This window comes from Zobellella denitrificans, assembly GCF_002237365.1.
Lineage (GTDB): Bacteria > Pseudomonadota > Gammaproteobacteria > Enterobacterales > Aeromonadaceae > Oceanimonas > Oceanimonas denitrificans.
The window spans coordinates 113,131-132,769 of the sequence record NZ_NMUO01000001.1 but is presented as its reverse complement, the minus strand read 5'-3'; the positions used below and the strand labels follow the sequence as shown (position 1 = coordinate 132,769).

Below are 19,639 nucleotides of genomic sequence, written 5' to 3'. Positions count from 1 at the left end.
ACAGAGTTTTATGACACTTTTGTGACGACTCAACCGGGTTCGATGTCCACCACCAGGTCGTCGCTCAGCGCCTCCAGCCGGGATTGCAGGTCGCCCAGGGTCTGGCCATGGGGCAGTATCAGGGTGCTGTTGGCCTCGAACAGCATGATGCCGGTGACCGGGGCCGGGTGGCTGTCGGTTTTCAGGGTCTTGACGCTGATATTGAGCTGGTTCAGCACGTCGGTGACTTCGTCGACGATGCCGAGGCGGTCGTTGGCGGTGACGGTGAGCCTGAGGTGCTGGCCCTGGGGCTGCTGCTGCTTGCCTTCCACCAGTTGTACCTGGAAGTCGGGCAGCCGGGTCAGGGCCTGGCTCAGGGCCTGGCAGTGCTCTTCCGGCACCCGGATTTCGACGATGCCGGCGAAATAGCCGGCCAGTTCGCTCATGGCGCTGCCTTGCCAGCTGCCGTGGTGTTGCTTGATAAGGGCGGCCAGTTGCTTGACCAGGCCGGTCTTGTCGGGACCGATAAGGGTGGCGACCAGGGTTTTCATCCGTTCTCTCCTTGGAAAAATGAAGTGCCGCCCGTTCAAGATACACCTTTCCGAACTTTTTTACAGGCATCCGTCGCCTTGGGCGCGGGTGTAACAAAACTGTCATCTGTCCGCCATACAATGGGCGCAACTGGAAATCTACCGAGGTGACTGATGTCGACCGAAACCCAAACCATAGCGCTGTCGGGCAGCAGGGGACGCTGGCTCAAGGACCGGCTGGCGCAAATAGGGGTAACCACCGGCGGGATACTGGTGCTGGTTGCCCTCTTGTTGATCTTCTTCTACCTGCTGTACGTGGTGAAACCGATTTTCGACGGCGCCAAAGTGGAGCCGGGGCAGCAGATCGCCCTGGCCAGCCAAGGCTCCACCGTATTGCTGGGGGTGGAAGAGCAGAACGAGCTGGTCTACCACTTCGACGACCGGGGGGAAGTCAGCTTCTACTCCCTGCCCCGGGGGGGCGAGCGGGTGCTCGGCGCCCGGGTCGAGGGCGAGGTGAGCAGCGTGGCCAGAAGTCAAACCGGCAACATGGTGGCCTACGGCCTGGACGACGGCCGTTTCCTGGTGCTGACACCCAAGTTCAACGTCAGCTACCCGGACAATGTGCGCACCATTACCCCCGAGCTGGTCTTTCCGTTTGGCGACAGCCCCCTGGTGCTGGACGAACAGGGCCGAGCCCTGAGCCAGCTGCACTTCGCCCGCAGCGGCAGCAACCTGCTGGCCGCGGCCGTGACTGCCGATGGCGCCGGCATCCTGACCCGCTTCGCTGGCAAGGAGAACTTCCTCACCGGCGAACTGGAGCTGGCGGCGGAGCAGGTGGTCATTCCCGCCCTGCCCGAACGGGTCGATCAGTTGCTGCTGACCCCCAACCTGCGCTTTTTGTTCGTGCGCAGCGGCAACGCCGTGTCCATCTATGACGTGCGCAACATCGACAAGGTGCGCCTGCGCAACGTGATCGAAATGAACGCCAGCGGCGGCAACATCACCACCCTGGCCCTGCTGGCCGGCGGCAATTCGCTGCTGGTGGGCAACGACAACGGCAAGGTGTCCCAGTGGTTCGAGGTGGCCAGGGACGGCAAGCGCGAGTTCACCTTTATCCGCGAGTTCCAGGCCAGCGGCGCGGTTGAACTGATCACCCCGGAGGTGAACCGCAAGGGCTTTATCACCGCTTCCGCCAACGGCGGCCTGGATATCTTCCACACCACCGGTGGCACCCGCCTGTTCTCCGACAAGCAGGCGGCGGCGGGCGCGCAGGCCATGGCCATCTCTCCCCGCAACTCCCTGCTGCTGTTGCTGGACGGCGAGCAGTTGTCCAGCTTCCACATCGAGAACGAACACCCCGAGGTGACCTGGCGCGCCCTGTGGACCAAGGTCTGGTACGAGGGCTATCCCGAGCCCCAGTACGTGTGGCAGTCCACCTCCGGCAGCAGCGACTTCGAGGCCAAGCTGAGCCTGATGCCCATTTCCTTCGGCACCCTCAAGGCGGCCTTCTACGCCCTGCTGTTCGCGGTGCCCATCGCCATCGCCGGCGCCGTCTACACCGCCTATTTCATGTCGCCGGGGCTGCGCAAAATCGTCAAGCCCACGGTGGAGATCATGGAGGCGCTGCCCACCGTTATCCTCGGCTTCCTGGCCGGGCTCTGGCTGGCGCCGCTGATCGAAAGCCACCTGCCGGGGGTGGTGATACTGCTGGTGTTGTTGCCCCTGTCGGTGCTGCTGACCGCCTTCGTCTGGCACCACCTGCCCAAACAGATCAAGAACGCGGTGCCGGAAGGCTGGCAGAGCGTGCTGCTGCTGCCGGTGGTGGTGCTGGTGGGCTGGGCCTCTTTCGCCTTCAGCCCGGCGGTGGAAAACCTCTTCTTCGGCGGCAATGCCAGGAGCTTCCTCACCAACGAGCTCGGCATCGGCTTCGATCAGCGCAACTCCCTGGTGGTGGGCATCGCCATGGGCTTCGCGGTGATCCCCACCATCTTCTCCATCGCCGAAGACGCCGTGTTCTCGGTGCCCAAGCACCTGACCAATGGCTCCCTGGCCCTGGGCGCCACGCCCTGGCAGACCCTGACCCGGGTGGTGATGCTGACCGCCAGCCCCGGCATCTTCTCGGCGGTGATGATGGGCCTGGGCCGGGCCGTGGGCGAGACCATGATAGTGCTGATGGCCACCGGCAACACCCCGGTGATGGACTTCAGCATCTTCGCCGGCATGCGCACCCTGGCCGCCAATATCGCGGTGGAGATGCCGGAAGCCGAGGTCAACAGCTCCCACTACCGGGTACTGTTCCTGGCGGCCTTCGTGCTCTTTGTATTCACCTTCCTGTTCAACACGGTCGCCGAGTTTGTTCGCCAGCGGCTGCGTGACAAATACAGCTCAATGTAAGGGGCGAGAGGACTCATGAATAAATGGTTTAAATCGGGGGCGCCCTGGATCTGGCTGACCGGCGGGGCGGTCAGCCTCAGCCTGGTGGCGGTGCTGGGCCTGCTGCTGCTGATCGGCTGGCGCGGCCTCACCTACTTCTGGCCCCATACCATCTACGAATGGCAACTGACCTCGCCTGAGGGCGAGCGTTACACCGTGATCGGCGAGATCCACGACCGGGAAGCGGTGCCCGTGGCCCAGCTGCGCGGCGCCGGCCTCGGCCTGGAAGGGGTGACCGAGGACACCCTGACCCGTTACCTGGTAAAGACCGGCAACCGGGAGTTCGTACCGCTCGACTTCCGCTGGCTGCTGGAGACCGACATCGTCTCCCGTGATACCCCGGCCGGCCTGGCGGTGCTGGAACGCTCCAACCACGGCAACTTCTACGGCTATGTGGAACGGGTGCTGGAAGGCGATCGGGCCCTGGGCGGCGATGTGCGCGAGCAGCTGCAAAGCCGCATCGAGCGGGTGCTCGAGCTCAACGACCGGATGAAGACGCTGCAGCGGGGCGAGATCGGCAAGATCAACTTCCAACTGGAAAAGCTGCGCCTGCAACAGCGCAAGCTGGAGCTGGACGGCAACGCCACCGAGGACGCCCTGGCCGATATCCGCGCCCGGGAACAGCAGCTGCGCGCCGACTACCAGGTGCTGGAGCGGGAGCTGTTTGAACTGCGTGATCAGGCCCGCCGCGACAGCGTGGTGGTGCGCGACATGCGCGGCCAGGAAGTGACCCTGTCGCTCGGCAGCCTGCTGGACGTGGCCTGGCCCAATGACATGGGCACCCTGGCCAAGACGGCGCACTGGTTCAAGCAGATCGGCAAGTTCATCACCGGCGAACCGCGGGAAGCCAACACCGAGGGCGGCGTCTTCCCGGCCATCTTCGGTACCGTCTTCATGGTGATCCTGATGGCGATCATCGTCACCCCCCTGGGGGTGGTGGCCGCCATCTACCTGCACGAGTACGCGGGCAAAAACAGCCTGACCAAGATCATCCGTATTGCGGTGATCAACCTGGCGGGGGTACCCTCCATCGTGTACGGGGTGTTTGGCCTGGGCTTTTTCGTGTACATGCTGGGGGGCTCCCTCGACCGGCTGTTCTACCCGGAGGCGCTGCCCACGCCCACCTTCGGTTCGCCCGGGGTGTTGTGGTCGGCCCTGACCCTGGCGATACTGACGCTGCCGGTGGTGATCGTGTCCACCGAGGAAGGCCTGTCGCGCATTCCCAGCGCGGTGCGCCAGGGCTCCCTGGCCCTGGGGGCGACCAAGGCGGAGACCCTGTGGCGCATCATCATTCCCATGGCCAGCCCGGCGATCATGACCGGCCTGATCCTGGCCATCGCCCGGGCGGCGGGAGAAGTGGCGCCGCTGATGCTGGTGGGAGTGGTGAAGCTGGCGCCCAACCTGCCGGTGGACGGCAACTTCCCCTATTTGCATGTGGAGCGCAAGTTCATGCACCTGGGCTTCCATATCTACGACGTGGGCTTCCAGAGCCCGAACGTGGAGGCGGCGCGGCCCCTGGTGTACGCGACCTCCTTCCTGCTGGTGACGGTGATCGTGGGGCTCAACCTGACCGCCATCGGCATCCGCAACCACCTGCGTGAAAAATTCCGCTCGCTCGATCACTGATCGGACCGGCCAACAGTTTTGAGGTAACTTGAGATGATTAACGTAGCACCCACCCTTGCCCAGGATGCAACCCTGGATGTCAGCCGGCTGAGCGAGGAGCAGACCGCGCTTGAAATCCGCGACCTGAACCTGTTCTACGGCGACAAGCAGGCGCTGTTCAACGTGGGCATGAAAATTGCCAAGGGCCAGGTCACCGCCTTTATCGGCCCTTCCGGCTGTGGCAAGTCCACCCTGTTGCGCTGCATCAACCGGATGAACGATCTGGTGGACAGCTGCCGTATCGAGGGGGAAATCCTGCTGCACGAGCAGAACATCTACGGCAAGGGCGTGGACGTGGCCGCCCTGCGCCGCCGGGTGGGCATGGTGTTCCAGCGGCCCAACCCCTTTCCCAAGTCCATCTACGAAAACGTGGTCTATGGCCTGCGCCTGCAGGGCATCAACGACCGGCGCCGGCTGGACGAGGCGGTGGAGCGCTCCCTACGCGGCGCGGCCCTGTGGGACGAGGTCAAGGATCGGTTGCACGACAACGCCTTCGGCCTGTCCGGCGGCCAGCAGCAGCGTCTGGTGATCGCCCGGGCCATCGCCATCGAGCCGGAGGTGTTGCTGCTCGACGAGCCGACCTCGGCCCTGGACCCCATCTCCACCCTGGTGATCGAGGAACTGATCAACACCCTCAAGACCCAGTACACCGTGGTGATCGTGACCCACAACATGCAGCAGGCGGCGCGGGTGTCGGATCACACCGCCTTCATGTATATGGGGGAATTGATCGAGTACACCGACACCAACACCCTGTTCACCACCCCCAGCAAGAAGAAGACCGAAGACTACATCACCGGACGCTACGGCTAAGGACCCCGAACCATGGACAAGATCAATCTCAAGAAACACATCTCCGGCCAGTTCAACGTGGAGCTGGAAGGGGTGCTGAACCAGGTGCTGGTGATGGGGGGCCTGGTGGAGCAGCAACTGAGCGACGCCATTACCGCCATCCACGAGCAGGACATGGACATGGCCCGGCAAATCGTGGCCAACGACCACAAGGTGAACGCCCTGGAGGTGCAGATCGACGAGGAGTGCACCCGCATCATCGCCAAGCGCCAGCCGGCGGCCTCGGACCTGCGCCTGGTGCTGGCCATCATCAAGACCATCACCGATCTGGAGCGCATCGGCGACGTGGCCAAGCGCATCGGCATGATGCTGCTGGACAACGCCAACAAGAAGCAGCCGCCGCTGGTGTCGATGGAGAACATGGGCCGGCGTACCGTCAAGATGCTGCACGAGGCGCTGGACGCCTTCGCCCGCATGGATGTGGAGGCGGCCATCGAAGTGCACAAGGAAGACGACAAGGTGGATCGGGAATACGAGTCCATCATCCGCGAGCTGATGACCTTTATGATGGAGGATCCGCGGACCATTCCCCAGGTGCTCAACGTGCTCTGGTGTGCCCGCTCCCTCGAGCGGGTGGGGGACAGGGTGCAGCACCTCTGCGAATACATCATCTACTTCGTCAAGGGCAAGGACGTGCGCCATACCAGCGACGAGGATATCCACAATATGCTGGGCAGGTAAAACCAACAAGGCCGCATGGTGCGGCCTTTGTTATTCAGAAACGCGCGTTAGCGCGTTTTTTTTTATCGCCCTGATCGTTGTCGTCGTGAAAGGCGAGGGACACCGCCAGGCTCTGCACCAGACACAGGCTGGCGGACTGGGAGCGGAAGGCGTCCACCTGGGCTTCCTTGACCACGAAGCAGATGTCGCTGAAGGAAGCCAGCGGGCTGACCTGACTGTCGGTAATGGCGATCTGTTTGGCGCCCACGCCGGCGGCGGTTTCGGTCAGCACCAGGGTTTCCTGGGCGTAGGGCGAGAAGCTGATGGCCACCACCACGTCCTTGGGGCCGACCAGTTCCAGCTGTTCCTTGAACATGCCGCCCAGGCCGTCGATCAGGAAGGCGCGGCGGTTGAGGTGGCGCAGGGCATAGGTGAGGTAGGTGGCCACGCTGAAGGAGCGGCGCAGGCCGATGACGTAGATGTTCTCCGCCTCGGCCAGGGCCTGTACCGCGCGGTTCAGATCCTCCGCCGAGGTCTGGGCCGCCAGCTGCTGCAGGGCCTGGGCGTTGGCCCGGGCGAACTCGTTAAGGATTTCCTCGGGGCGTTCGGGGGCGGCCTGGTCCTCCAGCTCCCGGAACAACCGCACCCGGTCGGTATAGTTGGCGGTTTCCTCCACCAGGTGGCGGCGGAACACCTGCTTCATGTCGTTGAAGCCGCTGTAGCCGAAGGCGTTGGCAAAACGGATCAGGGTGGAAGGCGGCACGTCGGCCCGTTCGGCGATGATGGCCACGGTGTCGAAGGCGACGCTGTTGGTGTTGTCGAGCACATAGGCGGCAACCTGCTGCAGCCGCTTGCTGAGCTCGCCGTAACGGCTGCGGATCAGATCCTGTAACTCGGAATAGGTGTTGGGTGCTGACATTATGGCTCTCTAAAGCTTGCTGCTCGTCCGGCACGCTGCCGACGATCCTGTACCCAGTGTAAATGAAATATTGCGCCGAAATAAACATTCCATTCATTGGTTAATCGATTCAGTGAGCAAAAAGATTGCCGACAGCTCTCCCATTCCTTCGCGCCTCCGGCCACTCTCGCCGGTAGGCAAACGACGTTTGCAGATTGGCACCTGACTGGTGGGGCGCAGGCGGCCCGCCTGCTTTCCCGCGCAGCGGGAACCCTCGGGCTGGCCCGCCACACCACAGGGTTAAAGAGGTTTGAGGCAGAACAGGCAGCGCGGGTTGGGTTGTGCCTTCGCCCACCTCGGCGGCACCCTCATGCGGGCGGGCCGCCCGCGCCCCAAGAATCCTCACTGCCTAAGTTTTAAACTGATCGGCGCGATATCTCACCTGTAGGCGCCCGTTTACGTGGCGCAAAGCTGCCAACGGCGTGGGGCGTGGACATTGGGCGCCGTCTTCCCGTCGGCTGAAGCGACGGCTACAGCGGCACAAACCGGCGGCTATGCAGTGCCTGGCCGCCTTGATTGGAGGCTTCGATGGCTTCTGACGAGGCGTAGGCTGTCGGCCAAAGGGCACTCCTCCCACGGCGTGTCGGCGGAGCTGCGCGCTTTGGCCGAGTACTGCAGATCATCAACAGGCGCTAAGAAGTGCGTGCCGCATCACATTTACATACAAATATTTCACACTGGGTTGATAATGAAATAATTGTTTCGTATAAATAAGCAAATGAAATATGACAGCCAGCCTGGCGCCAGAAATCGAGGTGTTAAAGATGCAGCAAGTACGTGTGGGACTGATCGGGACCGGTTATATCGGGCGCTGCCACGCCATCGCCTACGCCCAGGCGCCGGTGGTGTTCCCGCTCAAGGGGCAACTGGTGCGGGAGATGCTGGCCGAGGTGACCCCTGAGCTTGCGGCCCGCCAGGCCGAGAGCCTGGGCTTCAACCGTTCCACCGGCGACTGGCGCGAGCTGGTGGCCGACCCGGCCATCGACGTGGTCGACATCTGCGCCCCCAACTTCCTGCACAAGGAAATGGCCCTGGCCGCCATCGCCCACGGCAAGCACGTCTATTCCGAAAAGCCGCTGGCGCTGTCCACCCGCGACGCCGCCGAAATGGTGGACGCGGCCCGCCGGGCCGGGGTCAAGACCCTGGTGGGCTTCAACTACATGAAAAACCCCGCCACCCAACTGGCGCGCCAGATCATAGCGCGGGGGGAGATCGGCGAGGTGGTGCACTTCTACGGCACCCATAATGAGGATTACATGGCCAACCCGGCTACCCCGCTGGACTGGCACTGCCGCAAGGACAGCGCCGGCCTGGGGGCCCTGGGCGATCTCGGCGCCCATATCATCAACATGGCCCACTACCTGGTGGGCTCCCGGGTAGCCAGTGTGAGCGGCGACATGCAGACCATCATCGGTGAGCGCCCGGACCCGCGCGAGCCGTCCCGGCTGCTGCCGGTGGAAAACGAAGACCAGGCCCACGCCCTGCTGCGTTTCGAATCCGGCGTCATGGGCCAGATCGAGACCTCGCGCATCGCCTGCGGCCGCAAGATGGGCCTTGGCTACGTGATCACCGGCACTAAGGGCTGCATCAGCTATACCCAGGAGCGCATGGCCGAGCTCAAGCTCTACCGGCACGACGACGACCAGGGCCGCCAGGGCTTCAAGACCCTGCTGGTGGGCCCGGAGCACCCGGACTATGCGGCCTTCTGCATCAGTGCCGGTCATGGCTTCGGCTTCAACGATCAGAAAACCGTGGAGATCCGCGATCTGGTGGATGGCATCGCCGCCGGCAGCCCCCTGTGGCCCGATTTCGAGGAAGGCTGGAGGGTCTCCCGGGTACTGGACGCCATCGCCCTGTCGGCCGAGCGCCGCCAGTGGATCCACGTGGAAGAAATCAACTAAAAGGACCAAGAGGGATCCGTCCCGGAGGAGAGAAGAATGTCAGCACGAAAGCACCTGGATGTGATTTGCCTTGGGCGGGTGGCCGTCGACCTGTACGGCCAGCAGATCGGCGCCCGCCTGGAAGACATGGGCAGCTTCGCCAAATACCTGGGAGGCTCCAGCGGTAATGTGGCCTACGGCACCGCCCGTCAGGGCCTGAAATCCGCCATGCTGTCCCGGGTGGGCGACGACCACATGGGCCGTTTCCTGCGCGAGGAGCTGGCCCGGCTGGGGGTGGATGTGAGCCACCTCAAGACCGACAAGGACAGGCTCACCGGCCTGGTGGTGCTCGGCATCAAGGACGAGGATACCTTTCCGCTGATCTTCTTCCGGGAAAACTGCGCCGACATGGGCATCCGGGCGGAAGACATCGACGAGGAGTTCATCGCCTCGGCCAGGTGCCTGGCCATCACCGGTACCCACCTGTCGCATCCGGACACCCGGGCCGCCGTGGTGAAGGCGCTGGAGATCGCCCGCCGGCACGGGGTGAAAACCGCGCTGGACATCGACTACCGCCCGGTGCTCTGGGGCCTGACCAGCCGCGGTGACGGCGAGACCCGCTTTATCCCGTCCGCCGCCGTCACCGAACAGCTGCAGCAGATGCTGGCTCTGTTCGACGTCATCGTCGGCACCGAGGAAGAGTTCCATATCGCCGGCGGCAGCACCGACACCGTCGCCGCCCTGCGGGCGGTGCGCGAGGTGAGCGGCGCCGCCCTGGTGTGCAAGCGCGGCCCGCTCGGCTGCTCGGTGTTCGAGGGCGCCATTCCCGCCGCCCTGGACCAGGGGCTGACCGTGTACGGGGTCAGGGTGGAGGTGCTCAACGTGCTGGGGGCGGGGGACGCCTTCATGTCCGGCCTGCTGCGCGGCTACCTCAATGGCGAGGGCTGGGAGCAGGCCTGCCGTTACGCCAACGCCTGCGGCGCCCTGGTGGTGTCCCGCCACGGTTGCGCCCCGGCCATGCCGAGCAAGGAAGAGCTGGACGACTACCTGTCCCGCGCCGAGTCGGTGCCGCGCCCGGATCTGGACGAGCGCCTCAACCACCTGCACCGGGTGACCACCCGGGATCGGGAGTGGGACGATCTGTGCATCCTGGCCTTCGATCACCGTCGCCAGTTCGTGGACATGGCCATCGAGGCGGGGGCGGATATCGGCGAGATCCCCCGGCTGAAAAAACTGATCCTGAAGGCCGGCCGCCAGGTGGCGGAAGAGGCCGGGCTCAAGGGCCGTGCCGGCATACTGGCGGACACCACCTTCGGCCAGCCGGTGCTGAACGAGATCACCGGCCAGGGCTGGTGGATAGGCCGACCCCTGGAGCTGCCGAGCTCGCGCCCGCTGCGCCTGGAGCACGGCAACATCGGCAGCCAGCTGATCGACTGGCCGCTGGAGCACATCGTCAAGTGCCTGGTGTTCTACCATCCGGAAGATCAGGTGGAGCTGCGCCTGGAGCAGGAGCGGCTGATCACCGAGGTGTACCAGGCCTGCTGCAAGAGCGGCCACGAGCTGCTGCTGGAAGTGATACTGCCGGCGGACATGCCCAAGACCGACGAGCTCTACGTGCGCGCCATCAAGCGCTTCTACAACCTCGGCGTCAAGCCCGACTGGTGGAAGCTGCCGCCGCTGTCCAGCACCGGCTGGGACGAGGTCACCGCCGTGGTCACCGAACGCGACCCGCACTGCCATGGGGTGGTGATCCTGGGCCTGGATGCGCCCCAAGCCGAGCTGCAGGCCGGCTTCAACGCCGCCGCCGGCAAGGCGCTAGTCAAGGGCTTCGCCATCGGCCGCACCATCTTCGGCGCCCCCAGCCGCGACTGGCTGGCCGGCCGGCTCGACGACCAGGGTCTGATTGAAGCCATCAAACGCAATTACCATCATCTGATCGCCCTCTGGCGTCAGCGTCATCAAGGAGAATGAAGATGTCCCACACCCTTCGTCTGACCATGGCCCAGGCCCTGGTGAAGTTTATGACGGCCCAGAAAGTGGAGCTCGACGGGGAAATGCTGCCCCTGTTCGAGGGGGTCTTCGCCATCTTCGGTCATGGCAACGTGGCCGGGGTGGGCGAGGCGTTGTACCAGGCGCGCGACGTGTTGCCCACCTACCGGGCCCACAACGAGCAGGGCATGGCCCACGCCGCCATCGCCTTCGCCAAGACCCACAACCGCCGGCGCATGATGGCCTGTACCGCCTCCGCCGGCCCGGGTTCCACCAACATGGTGACCGCCGCCGCCGTGGCCCACGTCAACCGCCTGCCGGTGCTGTTCCTGCCGGGTGACACCTTCGCCACCCGCCAGCCGGATCCGGTGCTGCAGCAGGTGGAGGTGTTCAGCGACCACACCATCACCTCCAACGACTGCTTCAAGCCGGTGAGCCGCTTCTTCGACCGCATCACCCGGCCCGAGCAGTTGCTGACCTCGCTGCCCCAGGCGATGCGGGTGCTGACCGACCCGGTGGAATGCGGCCCGGTGACCCTGGCGCTGCCCCAGGACGTGCAGACCATGGCCTACGACTACCCGGCGCACCTGTTCGAGGAGAAGGTGCACCGGCTGCGCCGCCAGGCCCCGGACGAGGTGGAACTGGCCGAAGCCATCGAACTCATCAAGGCCGCCAAAAAGCCGCTGGTGATCGCCGGGGGCGGGGTGCACTACGCGGGCGCGCTCCAGGAGCTGGACCAACTGGTGAGCCAGTACCACCTGCCGGTGGGCGAGACCCAGGCCGGCAAGGGCGCGCTGCCCTGGGATCACGCCCAGAACATGGGCTCCATCGGCGTCACCGGCGCGGCCTCGACCAATGCCCTGGCCGCCGACTGCGACCTGATCCTGGCGGTGGGTACCCGGCTCGGCGACTTCGCCACCGGTTCCCGCGCCATGTACCACCCGGACGCACGCATCCTGTCCATCAACGTCGGCTCCTTCGATGCCTACAAGCACAAGGCGCAGCCCCTGGTGGGCGATGCCAGGCTGACCCTGCCCAGGCTGATCGCCGGGCTCGAAGGCTGGCAGCCCGAGGGCAGCTGGGTGGAAAAAGCCGCCGAGCTGCGCGCCCAGTGGCTGCACGCCCAGGACGTGGCCACCACGGATCGCGGCACCGAACTTCCCACCGATGCCGAAGTGGTGGGCGCGGTCAACCGCGCCGCCGGGGAGCAGGACATCGTGGTCTGTGCCGCCGGCGGCCTGCCCGGCGAACTGCAGAAACTGTGGCGCACCCGTTACCACAAGGGCTACCACATGGAGTACGGCTACTCCTGCATGGGCTACGAAATCGCCGGCGGCCTGGGGGTCAAGATGGCCAAACCCGACTCCGAGGTGTTCGTGATGGTGGGGGACGGCTCCTACCTGATGCTGAACTCGGAGATCGCCACCTCGGTGATGCTGGGCCGGAAGATGATAGTGGTGGTGCTCGACAACCGCGGCTACGGCTGCATCCACCGGCTGCAGCAGTTCTGCGGCGGCCCCGGCTTCAACAACATGCTGGACGACTGCCTGACGGTGGCCGGCGGCGCGCCCAAGACCGACTTTGCCGCCCACGCCATCGCCCTGGGTGCCAAAGGCGAGAAGGTGGGCAACATCAAGGAGCTGGAAGCGGCGCTGGCGCGGGCCAAGGCCTCGGACATCACCTATGTGGTGACCCTGGACACCGACGCCCTGGTGGTGACCGAAGAGGGCGGCTCCTGGTGGGACGTGGCGGTGCCGGAAGTGTCTCCCCGCAGCCAGGTGCAGGAAGCCCGCGCCCGCTACGAGGCCCATAAGGCCCGCCAGCAGCAGAATTTGTAAACGACGGCACCCGACAGGCAACGACGTTGCCTGGGGGAGGACAAAGGGAGCGGCTCCGCCGACCGTCACATGCCAGGGATGGCATGTGCGAGCGTACAGGGATGTATTCACAGCGTGTCGGCGGAGTCGGCCCTTTGGCCGACCGGCACTGGGGCACAAGTTTTATCCGTTACCTGGAGCAGTCAAACATCTGGCTTCAGGGAGAACCGAATTTTGGAGAACACCATGAGCGTAAAACTGGGCATCAACCCCCTGACCTGGACCAACGACGATCTGCCGAGCCTGGGCGGCGACACCCCGCTCGCCACCTGCCTGACCGAAGGCAGGCAGGCCGGCTTCGCCGGCTTCGAGCTGGGCCATAAATTCCCCCGGGATCCCGAGCTGCTCAAGCCCATACTGCAGCGCCACGAGCTGGAGCTGGTCTCCGGCTGGTATTCCGGCTACCTGCTGCAGCGCTCGGTGGAAGAGGAAATCGAGGCGGTGCAGGACCACCTGCGGCTGCTCAAGGCCATGGGCTGCAAGGTGATGGTGTTCTGCGAAGTCACCGGCTGCGTGCATGGCGACCAGGGCAAGCCGGTGAGCGAGCGTCCGCCTTTCCCCGCCGAGCGCTGGGAAGAGTACGGCGCCAAACTCACCGAGTTCGCCCGCTACACCCTGTCACAGGGCGTACAGCTGGCCTACCACCACCATATGGGCACCGTGATTGAAACCGAGGCCGAGGTGGATGCCCTGATGCAGCACACCGGCCCCGAGCTCGGGCTGCTGCTCGACACCGGCCACATGACCTACGCCGGCGGCGATCCGGTGGCGGTGGCCAAACGCTGGGCCAGGCGCATCAACCATGTGCACTGCAAGGACATCCGCGCACAGGTGCTTAAGGAAGCCCGCAACCGCAACGCCAGCTTCCTCAATGCCGTGCTGGACGGCGCCTTCACCGTACCCGGTGACGGCTGCGTCGACTATCCGGCGGTATTCGAGGTACTGAAAGACAACGACTACCAGGGCTGGCTGGTGGTGGAGGCCGAACAGGATCCGTCCGTCGCCCACCCCCTGACCTACGCCACCCTGGGCTATAACAATCTGCACGCGTTCGCCCGCAACGCCGGCCTGCTGTAACGGAGAAACCTAGCATGGAACAAGTACTGAATTTTATCGACGGCCAGATCACCGAAAGCCACAGCGGCCGTACCGCGCCCGTTTACAACCCGGCCACCGGCGAGCAGAGCCGCGAGGTGGTGCTGAGCTCGGCGGACGAGGTGCGCGGCGCCATTGCCGCCGCCCAGAAGGCCTTCCCGCGCTGGGCCGGTACCAGCCCGCTGCGCCGCGCCCGCATCCTGTTCAAATTCAAGGCACTGCTCGAAGAGAACATGGACGAGCTGGCGCGCCTCATCTCCAACGAGCACGGCAAGGTCTATTCCGATGCCGTGGGCGAGCTGACCCGCGGCCTGGAAGTGGTGGAATTCGCCTGCGGCATCCCCCACCTGCTCAAGGGCGAGCACTCGCTCAACGTGGGCACCGGGGTCGACAGCCACTCGCTGATGCAGCCGCTCGGGGTCTGCGCCGGCATCTCCCCGTTCAACTTCCCGGCCATGGTGCCCATGTGGATGTTCCCGGTGTCCATCGCCTGCGGCAACACCTTCGTGATGAAGCCCTCCGAGAAGGATCCTTCCGCCAGCGTGCGCCTGGCCCAGTTGCTGAAGGAAGCGGGCCTGCCCGACGGCGTGTTCAACGTGGTGCACGGCGACAAGGAAGCGGTGGACGTGCTGCTGACCGACTACCGCATTCAGGCGGTGAGCTTTGTCGGCTCCACCCCCATCGCCGAATACATCTACAGCACCGCCAGCAGCCACGGCAAGCGTTGCCAGGCCTTGGGCGGTGCCAAGAACCACGCGGTGATCATGCCCGACGCCGATCTGGATCTGGCCGCCAACGCCCTGATGGGCGCGGCCTTCGGCGCCGCCGGCGAGCGCTGCATGGCGATATCCGTGGCGGTGGCGGTGGGCGACGAGGTGGCCGATCGGCTGATCGCCAAACTCAAGCCCCAGGTGGAAGCCCTGCGCGTCGGTCCCGGCGTGGTCGAGGGCCAGGAAAACGACATGGGCCCGCTGGTGTCGGCGGTGCATCGCGACAAGGTGGTGGGGTATATCGACCAGGGCGAAGCCGAAGGCGCCGAGCTGGTGGTGGATGGCCGCGGCCTCCGGGTGGCGGGCCATGAAGCCGGCTATTTCGTCGGCGGCACCCTGTTCGATCGGGTGACCCCGGAGATGACCATCTATAAGGAAGAAATCTTCGGCCCGGTGCTGGCGGTGGTGCGGGTACCCGATTACGCCTCGGCCCTGGAACTGGTGAACAGCCACGAATACGGCAACGGCACCGCCATTTTCACCCGGGACGGCCACGCCGGCCGCCAGTTCAGCCAGGACGTGCTGGCGGGCATGGTGGGCGTCAACGTGCCCATTCCGGTGCCGATGGCGTTCCACTCCTTCGGCGGCTGGAAGCGTTCCATCTTCGGCCCGCTCAATGTGCATGGCCCCGATGGGGTACGTTTCTACACCCGGATGAAGACGGTGACCAGCCGCTGGCCGTCCGAGCCGCAGCAGGGCGCCGAGTTCTCCATGCCGACCATGAAGTAAGCGCCACGCCGCCAACCGAAGCCCGCCCAGTGCGGGCTTCTTCGTGTGCGCCCGGCACGGGCGCACTCCTGGAGGTGCAAGTCCTCCCGCGAGCTGGCCACAGCGAGCGAAGTGAAGCGCAACTGCGGAAGGGTGACCGACCGTGGGGAGGAAGCGTGGAGCGTAAACCGTGAGCCGATGAACAAGAATCGGATATGAGGCTCTGCCAAGCAGGGCGAGCGGGCACGAAGCCGCGAAGCTCTTGTGGCCAAGGCGAGGCGGTGTAAATCCGGCGGTTGTGCGGTGAAGGAGTGTGTTCTTACCCGGGGAGATCTCGCCTCATGCCTGAAAGGGCGACGTGGCAACACGGAGCGAGAAGTCAGCAGAGGCCATAGTAGCCGCCGTTACGGGGCGAAGGGCCGAACGAGAAGGAGCGTCAACCGCCTTGTCGATGAGTACTGTACCGCATCAGATGCCCGCATCAGCGGGGCGGGTCGCAACACGGGAAGGTGAAGCCTTGCCGGACGCGATCAGCGATGAAACAGCACTCCCGCGACGAGAGCCGGAGGACGCAGGGCGAAGCCTGCTGGTGCAGGTGTTCGCACGAGAGAACATGCAACGGGCATGGACGCGCGTGAAGGCCAACAAGGGAACGGCGGGTGTTGACGGGCTGGACATCGCCCAGACCGCTGAACACCTGCGCTGGCGGTGGCCGGAGCTCAAACAGCAACTGCTGGAGGGCACCTATCGGCCACCGCCCGTTCGTCGGGTAGGCATCCCGAAACCGGACGGCAGTGAACGGGAACTGGGTATCCCCACCGTCACCGACCGTCTGATCCAACAGGCACTGCTGCAAGTGCTGCAACCCCTGATTGACCCCACCTTCAGCGAGCACAGCTACGGCTTCCGTCCGGGCCGTCGGGCCCAGGACGCGGTATTGGCGGCGCAACGCTACGTGAGCCAGGGCCGCCACATCGTGGTGGATGTTGATTTGTCGAAGTTCTTCGACCGGGTCAACCACGATATCCTGCTCGACCGGCTGAAGAAACGGGTGAACGACCCCGGCGTCATCCGGTTGGTTCGTGCGTACCTGAACGCGGGCATCATGGACGGCGGCGTGGTCATGGAGCGGCACGAGGGCACGCCGCAAGGCGGGCCCTTGTCGCCGCTGCTGGCCAACGTCCTGCTGGACGAGGTGGATAAAGAGTTGGAGCGCCGGGGGCACCGCTTCGCCCGTTACGCCGACGACTGTAACGTCTACGTTGGCAGTCACAAGGCGGGAGAGCGGGTCATGCGATTGCTCCGCCGTTGTTACGCGAAACTGCGTCTGGTGATCAACGAAGCCAAGAGCGCAATCAGCAGCGTGTTCGGTCGCAAGTTCCTCGGATACGCCCTGTGGCAGACGAGAGACGGAGAAGTGCGGCGCGCGGTATCAACGAAGGCATTACAGGCGTTCAAGCTCAGGATCAGGCAACTGACCCGAGGGTCTGGTGGTCGCAGCCTGGCACAGGTGGTGGAGAAGCTCCGCAGCTACCTGCTGGGATGGAAAGGGTACTTCAGGCTGGCACAAACGCCGCGGATCTGGCGTTCACTGGATGAGTGGATACGTCGCCGCCTGCGAGCCCTGCACCTGAGGCAGTGGCGTCGGGGCAAGACGATCTACCGTGAACTGGTGCGCCTTGGCGCGAGTGCCTGGGTTGCGCAATCGGTGGCGGCGCTGAGCCGACGCTGGTGGCATAACAGTCGCTCCGCCATCCACCATGTGCTGACGATAGCCTACTTCGACCGATTGGGTGTGCCGCGCCTCTCGTGAGACCTCAACTTCTCGAACCGCCCGGTGCGGACCCGCATGCCGGGTGGTGTGGGAGGGGCGGAACCTATTGGTTCCCCCCTATCCCGATTGTTATTGGCGCTGCTTCGCCAGCCAGGACGTCAGTTGTGCCATGGGCATGGGCCGGGCATACCAGTAGCCCTGGATCTGGTCGCAGCGCAGTTGCCGGAGCAGGGCGGCCTGCTCGGGCGTCTCCACCCCTTCCGCCACCACCGTCATCGACAGGCCGTGGGCCATGCGGATGATGGCGTCCACGATGCTGCGATCGTCCGTATCCTGTTCCATCTCGATGATAAAACTGCGGTCGATCTTGAGGGTATCCACCGGAAAGCGCTTGAGGTAGCTCAGGCTCGAATAGCCGGTGCCGAAGTCGTCGATGGCGATGGACATCTGCGCCCGGCGCAGCCGGCGCAGTATGCCGGCGGCGCGGGTCGGCTCCTGCATCAGCGAGCTTTCGGTCAGCTCCAGGGCCAGCCGCTGGGGCGGCAGCCGGTATTGCTGCAACCGGGCCAGCACCTGTTCGGCGAAGTCGTCCTGGGTCAGCTGGCGGGCGGCGATATTGACCGCCACCGGCTTGTCGACCCCGAGCCCGGCCAATTGCCGCAAGTCGGTGCAGGCCTGCTCGATCAGCCAGTAGCCCACCGGTATGATCATGCCGGTATCTTCCAGTATGGGGATGAACACCGTCGGCGACACCGGTCCCGTGCCGCGCAACTGCCAGCGCAGCAGGGCCTCGAAGCCGACCAGCCGGCCGGTGTCGATGCTCATCTTGGGCTGGTAATGGAGTTCGAATTCCTTGTTCTCCCAGGCCAGCCGCAGGGCGTTTTCCAGGCTGACCTTGCCGATGGGGAAGGGGCTTTGGGGCGGGTGCTGGTAGAAGCAGACGCTGTTGCGTCCCTGCCGCTTGGCCTGGGCCAGGGCGTGATCGCCGTGGCGCAGCAGGGTATCCGGATCCCGGCCGTCTTCCGGGAAGCGGGCGATGCCGAGGCTGGCGGTGATGAACAGGGTGTGGTGGCTGAGTGCGAAGGGCAGGGCCAGGTCGCGGCTGAGCTGGTAGGCCCAGTCCCTGATGTCGGCGCCCTGGTCCCGGTGGGGGATCAACAGGGCGAACTCGTCGCCCGACAGCCGGGCCAGCAGCCCCTGCCCGTCACGCAGCGCCTCCAGCCGCCGGGCCACTGCGCGGAGCAGCTCGTCGCCGGTGTCGTGGCCCAGGTTGTCGTTGATCTGCTTGAAGCGGTCCAGCCCCAGCAGCAGCAGGTAGAAGGGGCCTTCCCCGGCACAGGCCGAGGCCAGGTAGCTGTGGCAGTTGATGCGGTTGGCCAGGCCGGTGAGGCGGTCGAAGTTGGCCAGCTCGAACAGCCGTTGCTGCTGCTGTTTTTCATGGGTGATGTCGCTGAGTACCCCCACCACCCGCACCAGGGCATCCCGTTCGAACACCGGATAGGCACGGTGTTGCAGCCAGCGCAGTTCGCCCGCCTTGGTGAACCAGCGGTATTCCAGCTCGGTGGCCGTGGTCGGCGGCTCGGCCAGGGCCTGCTCCACCTCGGGCAAATCCTCGGGGTGAATGCGGCACAGCGGCAGGCTGGCGTCCTGCTTGAGCTGATGCAGGTTGATTTCCAGCATGCGTTCGAAGGCCGGGCTGATGTACTGGTACGAGCCCTGCTCCAGGTCGAACACCCAGAATCCCTCGGGCACCTTGCTGACCAGCTCGGTAAAGCGCGCCTCGCTCTGGGCCAGGGCCCGCTCGGCCTGGATCTTGTCGGTCATGTCCCGGGCCAGCACCAGTTGGGCCTGGGTTTCCTGATAGCGCATGGCATAGACGGTCAGTTCCATGATCATCAGGGCGCCCTGGCGGTGATGGTGGTGCTGCAGCCCGTTCTGGAAGCGCTGCGCCATGCCGCGGCTCAGGCGGTGCGGCGTCAGGGCGAGAAATTCGTGCAGGCTGTAGCCGTAGTGCTGGCAGGCGGCCTGGTTGGCCTCCAGCATCCTGCCGACACCGGGATCATAGACCCACATGGCGGTGGGGTTGTCGGTAAAGGCGCTGCGAAAGGCCAGTTCGGAGTCGTGCAGGTGCAGGTGTGCCCGCCAGGCCTGGTTGACCAGGTAGCGGGTCAGGCCGAACAGGGCCAGGCCGGTCACCAGCACGAAACCGATGCCCTTGGCGGTGTGCAGCCAGCCGAGGCCGGGGCCATAATAGGCGATCAGCTTGTTGGCCAGGATGTCCGACCCCAGTATCCAGGTGAAGGCGATGAAAAAATAGAAAAACAGCAGCCGGGCCGGCATATTCCAGAACGAGGAGGGAAAGTGATGCCTGCCGGCATGGCCGTCCCGGCGCAGGGGCAGGGTGGTGCGGTCGGGCGAGAGGACCGGTTTTTCCATTGACGCATCCATGTTGTCGTGGCGGGAAGGCGC

The 19,639-nt window shown here is 64.9% G+C and carries 13 protein-coding genes; 10 read left to right on the top strand and 3 right to left on the bottom strand.

Annotated elements, in window-relative coordinates; all coding sequences use genetic code 11:
- Positions 1-29 precede the first annotated feature (29 nt).
- On the bottom strand, positions 30-530 hold the full coding sequence (locus CGX12_RS00510) for a glycine cleavage system transcriptional repressor (RefSeq protein WP_094037937.1): 501 nt from the start codon (positions 528-530) through the stop codon (positions 30-32).
- 153 nt (positions 531-683) lie between these two features.
- Here CGX12_RS00510 and CGX12_RS00505 point away from each other — a divergent pair, with 153 nt between their 5' ends.
- The 4 genes from CGX12_RS00505 to phoU are packed head-to-tail and all read left to right on the top strand — an operon-like array spanning position 684 to position 6,140.
- On the top strand, positions 684-2,903 hold the full coding sequence (locus CGX12_RS00505; RefSeq protein ID WP_094037936.1) for an ABC transporter permease subunit: 2,220 nt from the start codon (positions 684-686) through the stop codon (positions 2,901-2,903).
- Between the two features lie 15 nt (positions 2,904-2,918).
- Positions 2,919-4,568: a phosphate ABC transporter permease PstA gene (gene pstA / locus CGX12_RS00500; RefSeq protein ID WP_094037935.1), complete on the top strand. Its 1,650-nt coding sequence runs from the start codon at positions 2,919-2,921 to the stop codon at positions 4,566-4,568.
- Between the two features lie 33 nt (positions 4,569-4,601).
- Positions 4,602-5,420, top strand: coding sequence for a phosphate ABC transporter ATP-binding protein PstB (gene pstB, locus CGX12_RS00495; RefSeq protein WP_094037934.1), 819 nt, complete (start codon positions 4,602-4,604; stop codon positions 5,418-5,420).
- A gap of 12 nt (positions 5,421-5,432) precedes the next feature.
- Positions 5,433-6,140: a phosphate signaling complex protein PhoU gene (gene phoU, locus CGX12_RS00490; protein ID WP_094037933.1), complete on the top strand. Its 708-nt coding sequence runs from the start codon at positions 5,433-5,435 to the stop codon at positions 6,138-6,140.
- Positions 6,141-6,174: 34 nt separating this feature from the next.
- Here the strand turns inward: phoU and CGX12_RS00485 are convergent, their stop codons facing one another.
- Entirely contained in the window at positions 6,175-7,038 is an 864-nt protein-coding gene (locus CGX12_RS00485; protein WP_094037932.1) for a MurR/RpiR family transcriptional regulator, read from the bottom strand.
- An 803-nt stretch (positions 7,039-7,841) separates the two neighbouring features.
- Here CGX12_RS00485 and CGX12_RS00480 point away from each other — a divergent pair.
- The 6 genes from CGX12_RS00480 (at position 7,842) to ltrA (ending at position 17,209) form a co-directional block, all read left to right on the top strand.
- Positions 7,842-8,978: a Gfo/Idh/MocA family protein gene (locus CGX12_RS00480; protein ID WP_094037962.1), complete on the top strand. Its 1,137-nt coding sequence runs from the start codon at positions 7,842-7,844 to the stop codon at positions 8,976-8,978.
- Positions 8,979-9,014: 36 nt separating this feature from the next.
- Positions 9,015-10,928: a bifunctional 5-dehydro-2-deoxygluconokinase/5-dehydro-2-deoxyphosphogluconate aldolase gene (locus CGX12_RS00475; RefSeq protein WP_094037931.1), complete on the top strand. Its 1,914-nt coding sequence runs from the start codon at positions 9,015-9,017 to the stop codon at positions 10,926-10,928.
- A gap of 2 nt (positions 10,929-10,930) precedes the next feature.
- On the top strand, positions 10,931-12,784 hold the full coding sequence (gene iolD, locus CGX12_RS00470) for a 3D-(3,5/4)-trihydroxycyclohexane-1,2-dione acylhydrolase (decyclizing) (RefSeq protein WP_217898098.1): 1,854 nt from the start codon (positions 10,931-10,933) through the stop codon (positions 12,782-12,784).
- A gap of 225 nt (positions 12,785-13,009) precedes the next feature.
- Positions 13,010-13,900, top strand: coding sequence for a myo-inosose-2 dehydratase (iolE, locus tag CGX12_RS00465; RefSeq protein ID WP_094037961.1), 891 nt, complete (start codon positions 13,010-13,012; stop codon positions 13,898-13,900).
- Between the two features lie 14 nt (positions 13,901-13,914).
- Positions 13,915-15,417: a CoA-acylating methylmalonate-semialdehyde dehydrogenase gene (locus CGX12_RS00460; RefSeq protein WP_094037929.1), complete on the top strand. Its 1,503-nt coding sequence runs from the start codon at positions 13,915-13,917 to the stop codon at positions 15,415-15,417.
- A 496-nt stretch (positions 15,418-15,913) separates the two neighbouring features.
- A complete protein-coding gene (gene ltrA, locus CGX12_RS00450) occupies positions 15,914-17,209 on the top strand; it encodes a group II intron reverse transcriptase/maturase (RefSeq protein WP_217898097.1) in 1,296 nt (431 codons plus the stop codon).
- Positions 17,210-17,299: 90 nt separating this feature from the next.
- Here the strand turns inward: ltrA and CGX12_RS00445 are convergent, their stop codons facing one another.
- A complete protein-coding gene (locus CGX12_RS00445; protein ID WP_176441963.1) occupies positions 17,300-19,606 on the bottom strand; it encodes a putative bifunctional diguanylate cyclase/phosphodiesterase in 2,307 nt (768 codons plus the stop codon).
- Positions 19,607-19,639 lie beyond the last annotated feature (33 nt).

Bases quoted from the DNA above. Each gene is read 5' to 3' on its own strand.
- CGX12_RS00510 (WP_094037937.1), bottom strand. From the start codon at position 530: ATGAAAACCCTGGTCGCCACCCTTATCGGTCCCGACAAGACCGGCCTG.
- CGX12_RS00505 (WP_094037936.1), top strand. From the start codon at position 684: ATGTCGACCGAAACCCAAACCATAGCGCTGTCGGGCAGCAGGGGACGC.
- pstA (WP_094037935.1), top strand. From the start codon at position 2,919: ATGAATAAATGGTTTAAATCGGGGGCGCCCTGGATCTGGCTGACCGGC.
- pstB (WP_094037934.1), top strand. From the start codon at position 4,602: ATGATTAACGTAGCACCCACCCTTGCCCAGGATGCAACCCTGGATGTC.
- phoU (WP_094037933.1), top strand. From the start codon at position 5,433: ATGGACAAGATCAATCTCAAGAAACACATCTCCGGCCAGTTCAACGTG.
- CGX12_RS00485 (WP_094037932.1), bottom strand. From the start codon at position 7,038: ATGTCAGCACCCAACACCTATTCCGAGTTACAGGATCTGATCCGCAGC.
- CGX12_RS00480 (WP_094037962.1), top strand. From the start codon at position 7,842: ATGCAGCAAGTACGTGTGGGACTGATCGGGACCGGTTATATCGGGCGC.
- CGX12_RS00475 (WP_094037931.1), top strand. From the start codon at position 9,015: ATGTCAGCACGAAAGCACCTGGATGTGATTTGCCTTGGGCGGGTGGCC.
- iolD (WP_217898098.1), top strand. From the start codon at position 10,931: ATGTCCCACACCCTTCGTCTGACCATGGCCCAGGCCCTGGTGAAGTTT.
- iolE (WP_094037961.1), top strand. From the start codon at position 13,010: ATGAGCGTAAAACTGGGCATCAACCCCCTGACCTGGACCAACGACGAT.
- CGX12_RS00460 (WP_094037929.1), top strand. From the start codon at position 13,915: ATGGAACAAGTACTGAATTTTATCGACGGCCAGATCACCGAAAGCCAC.
- CGX12_RS00445 (WP_176441963.1), bottom strand. From the start codon at position 19,606: ATGGAAAAACCGGTCCTCTCGCCCGACCGCACCACCCTGCCCCTGCGC.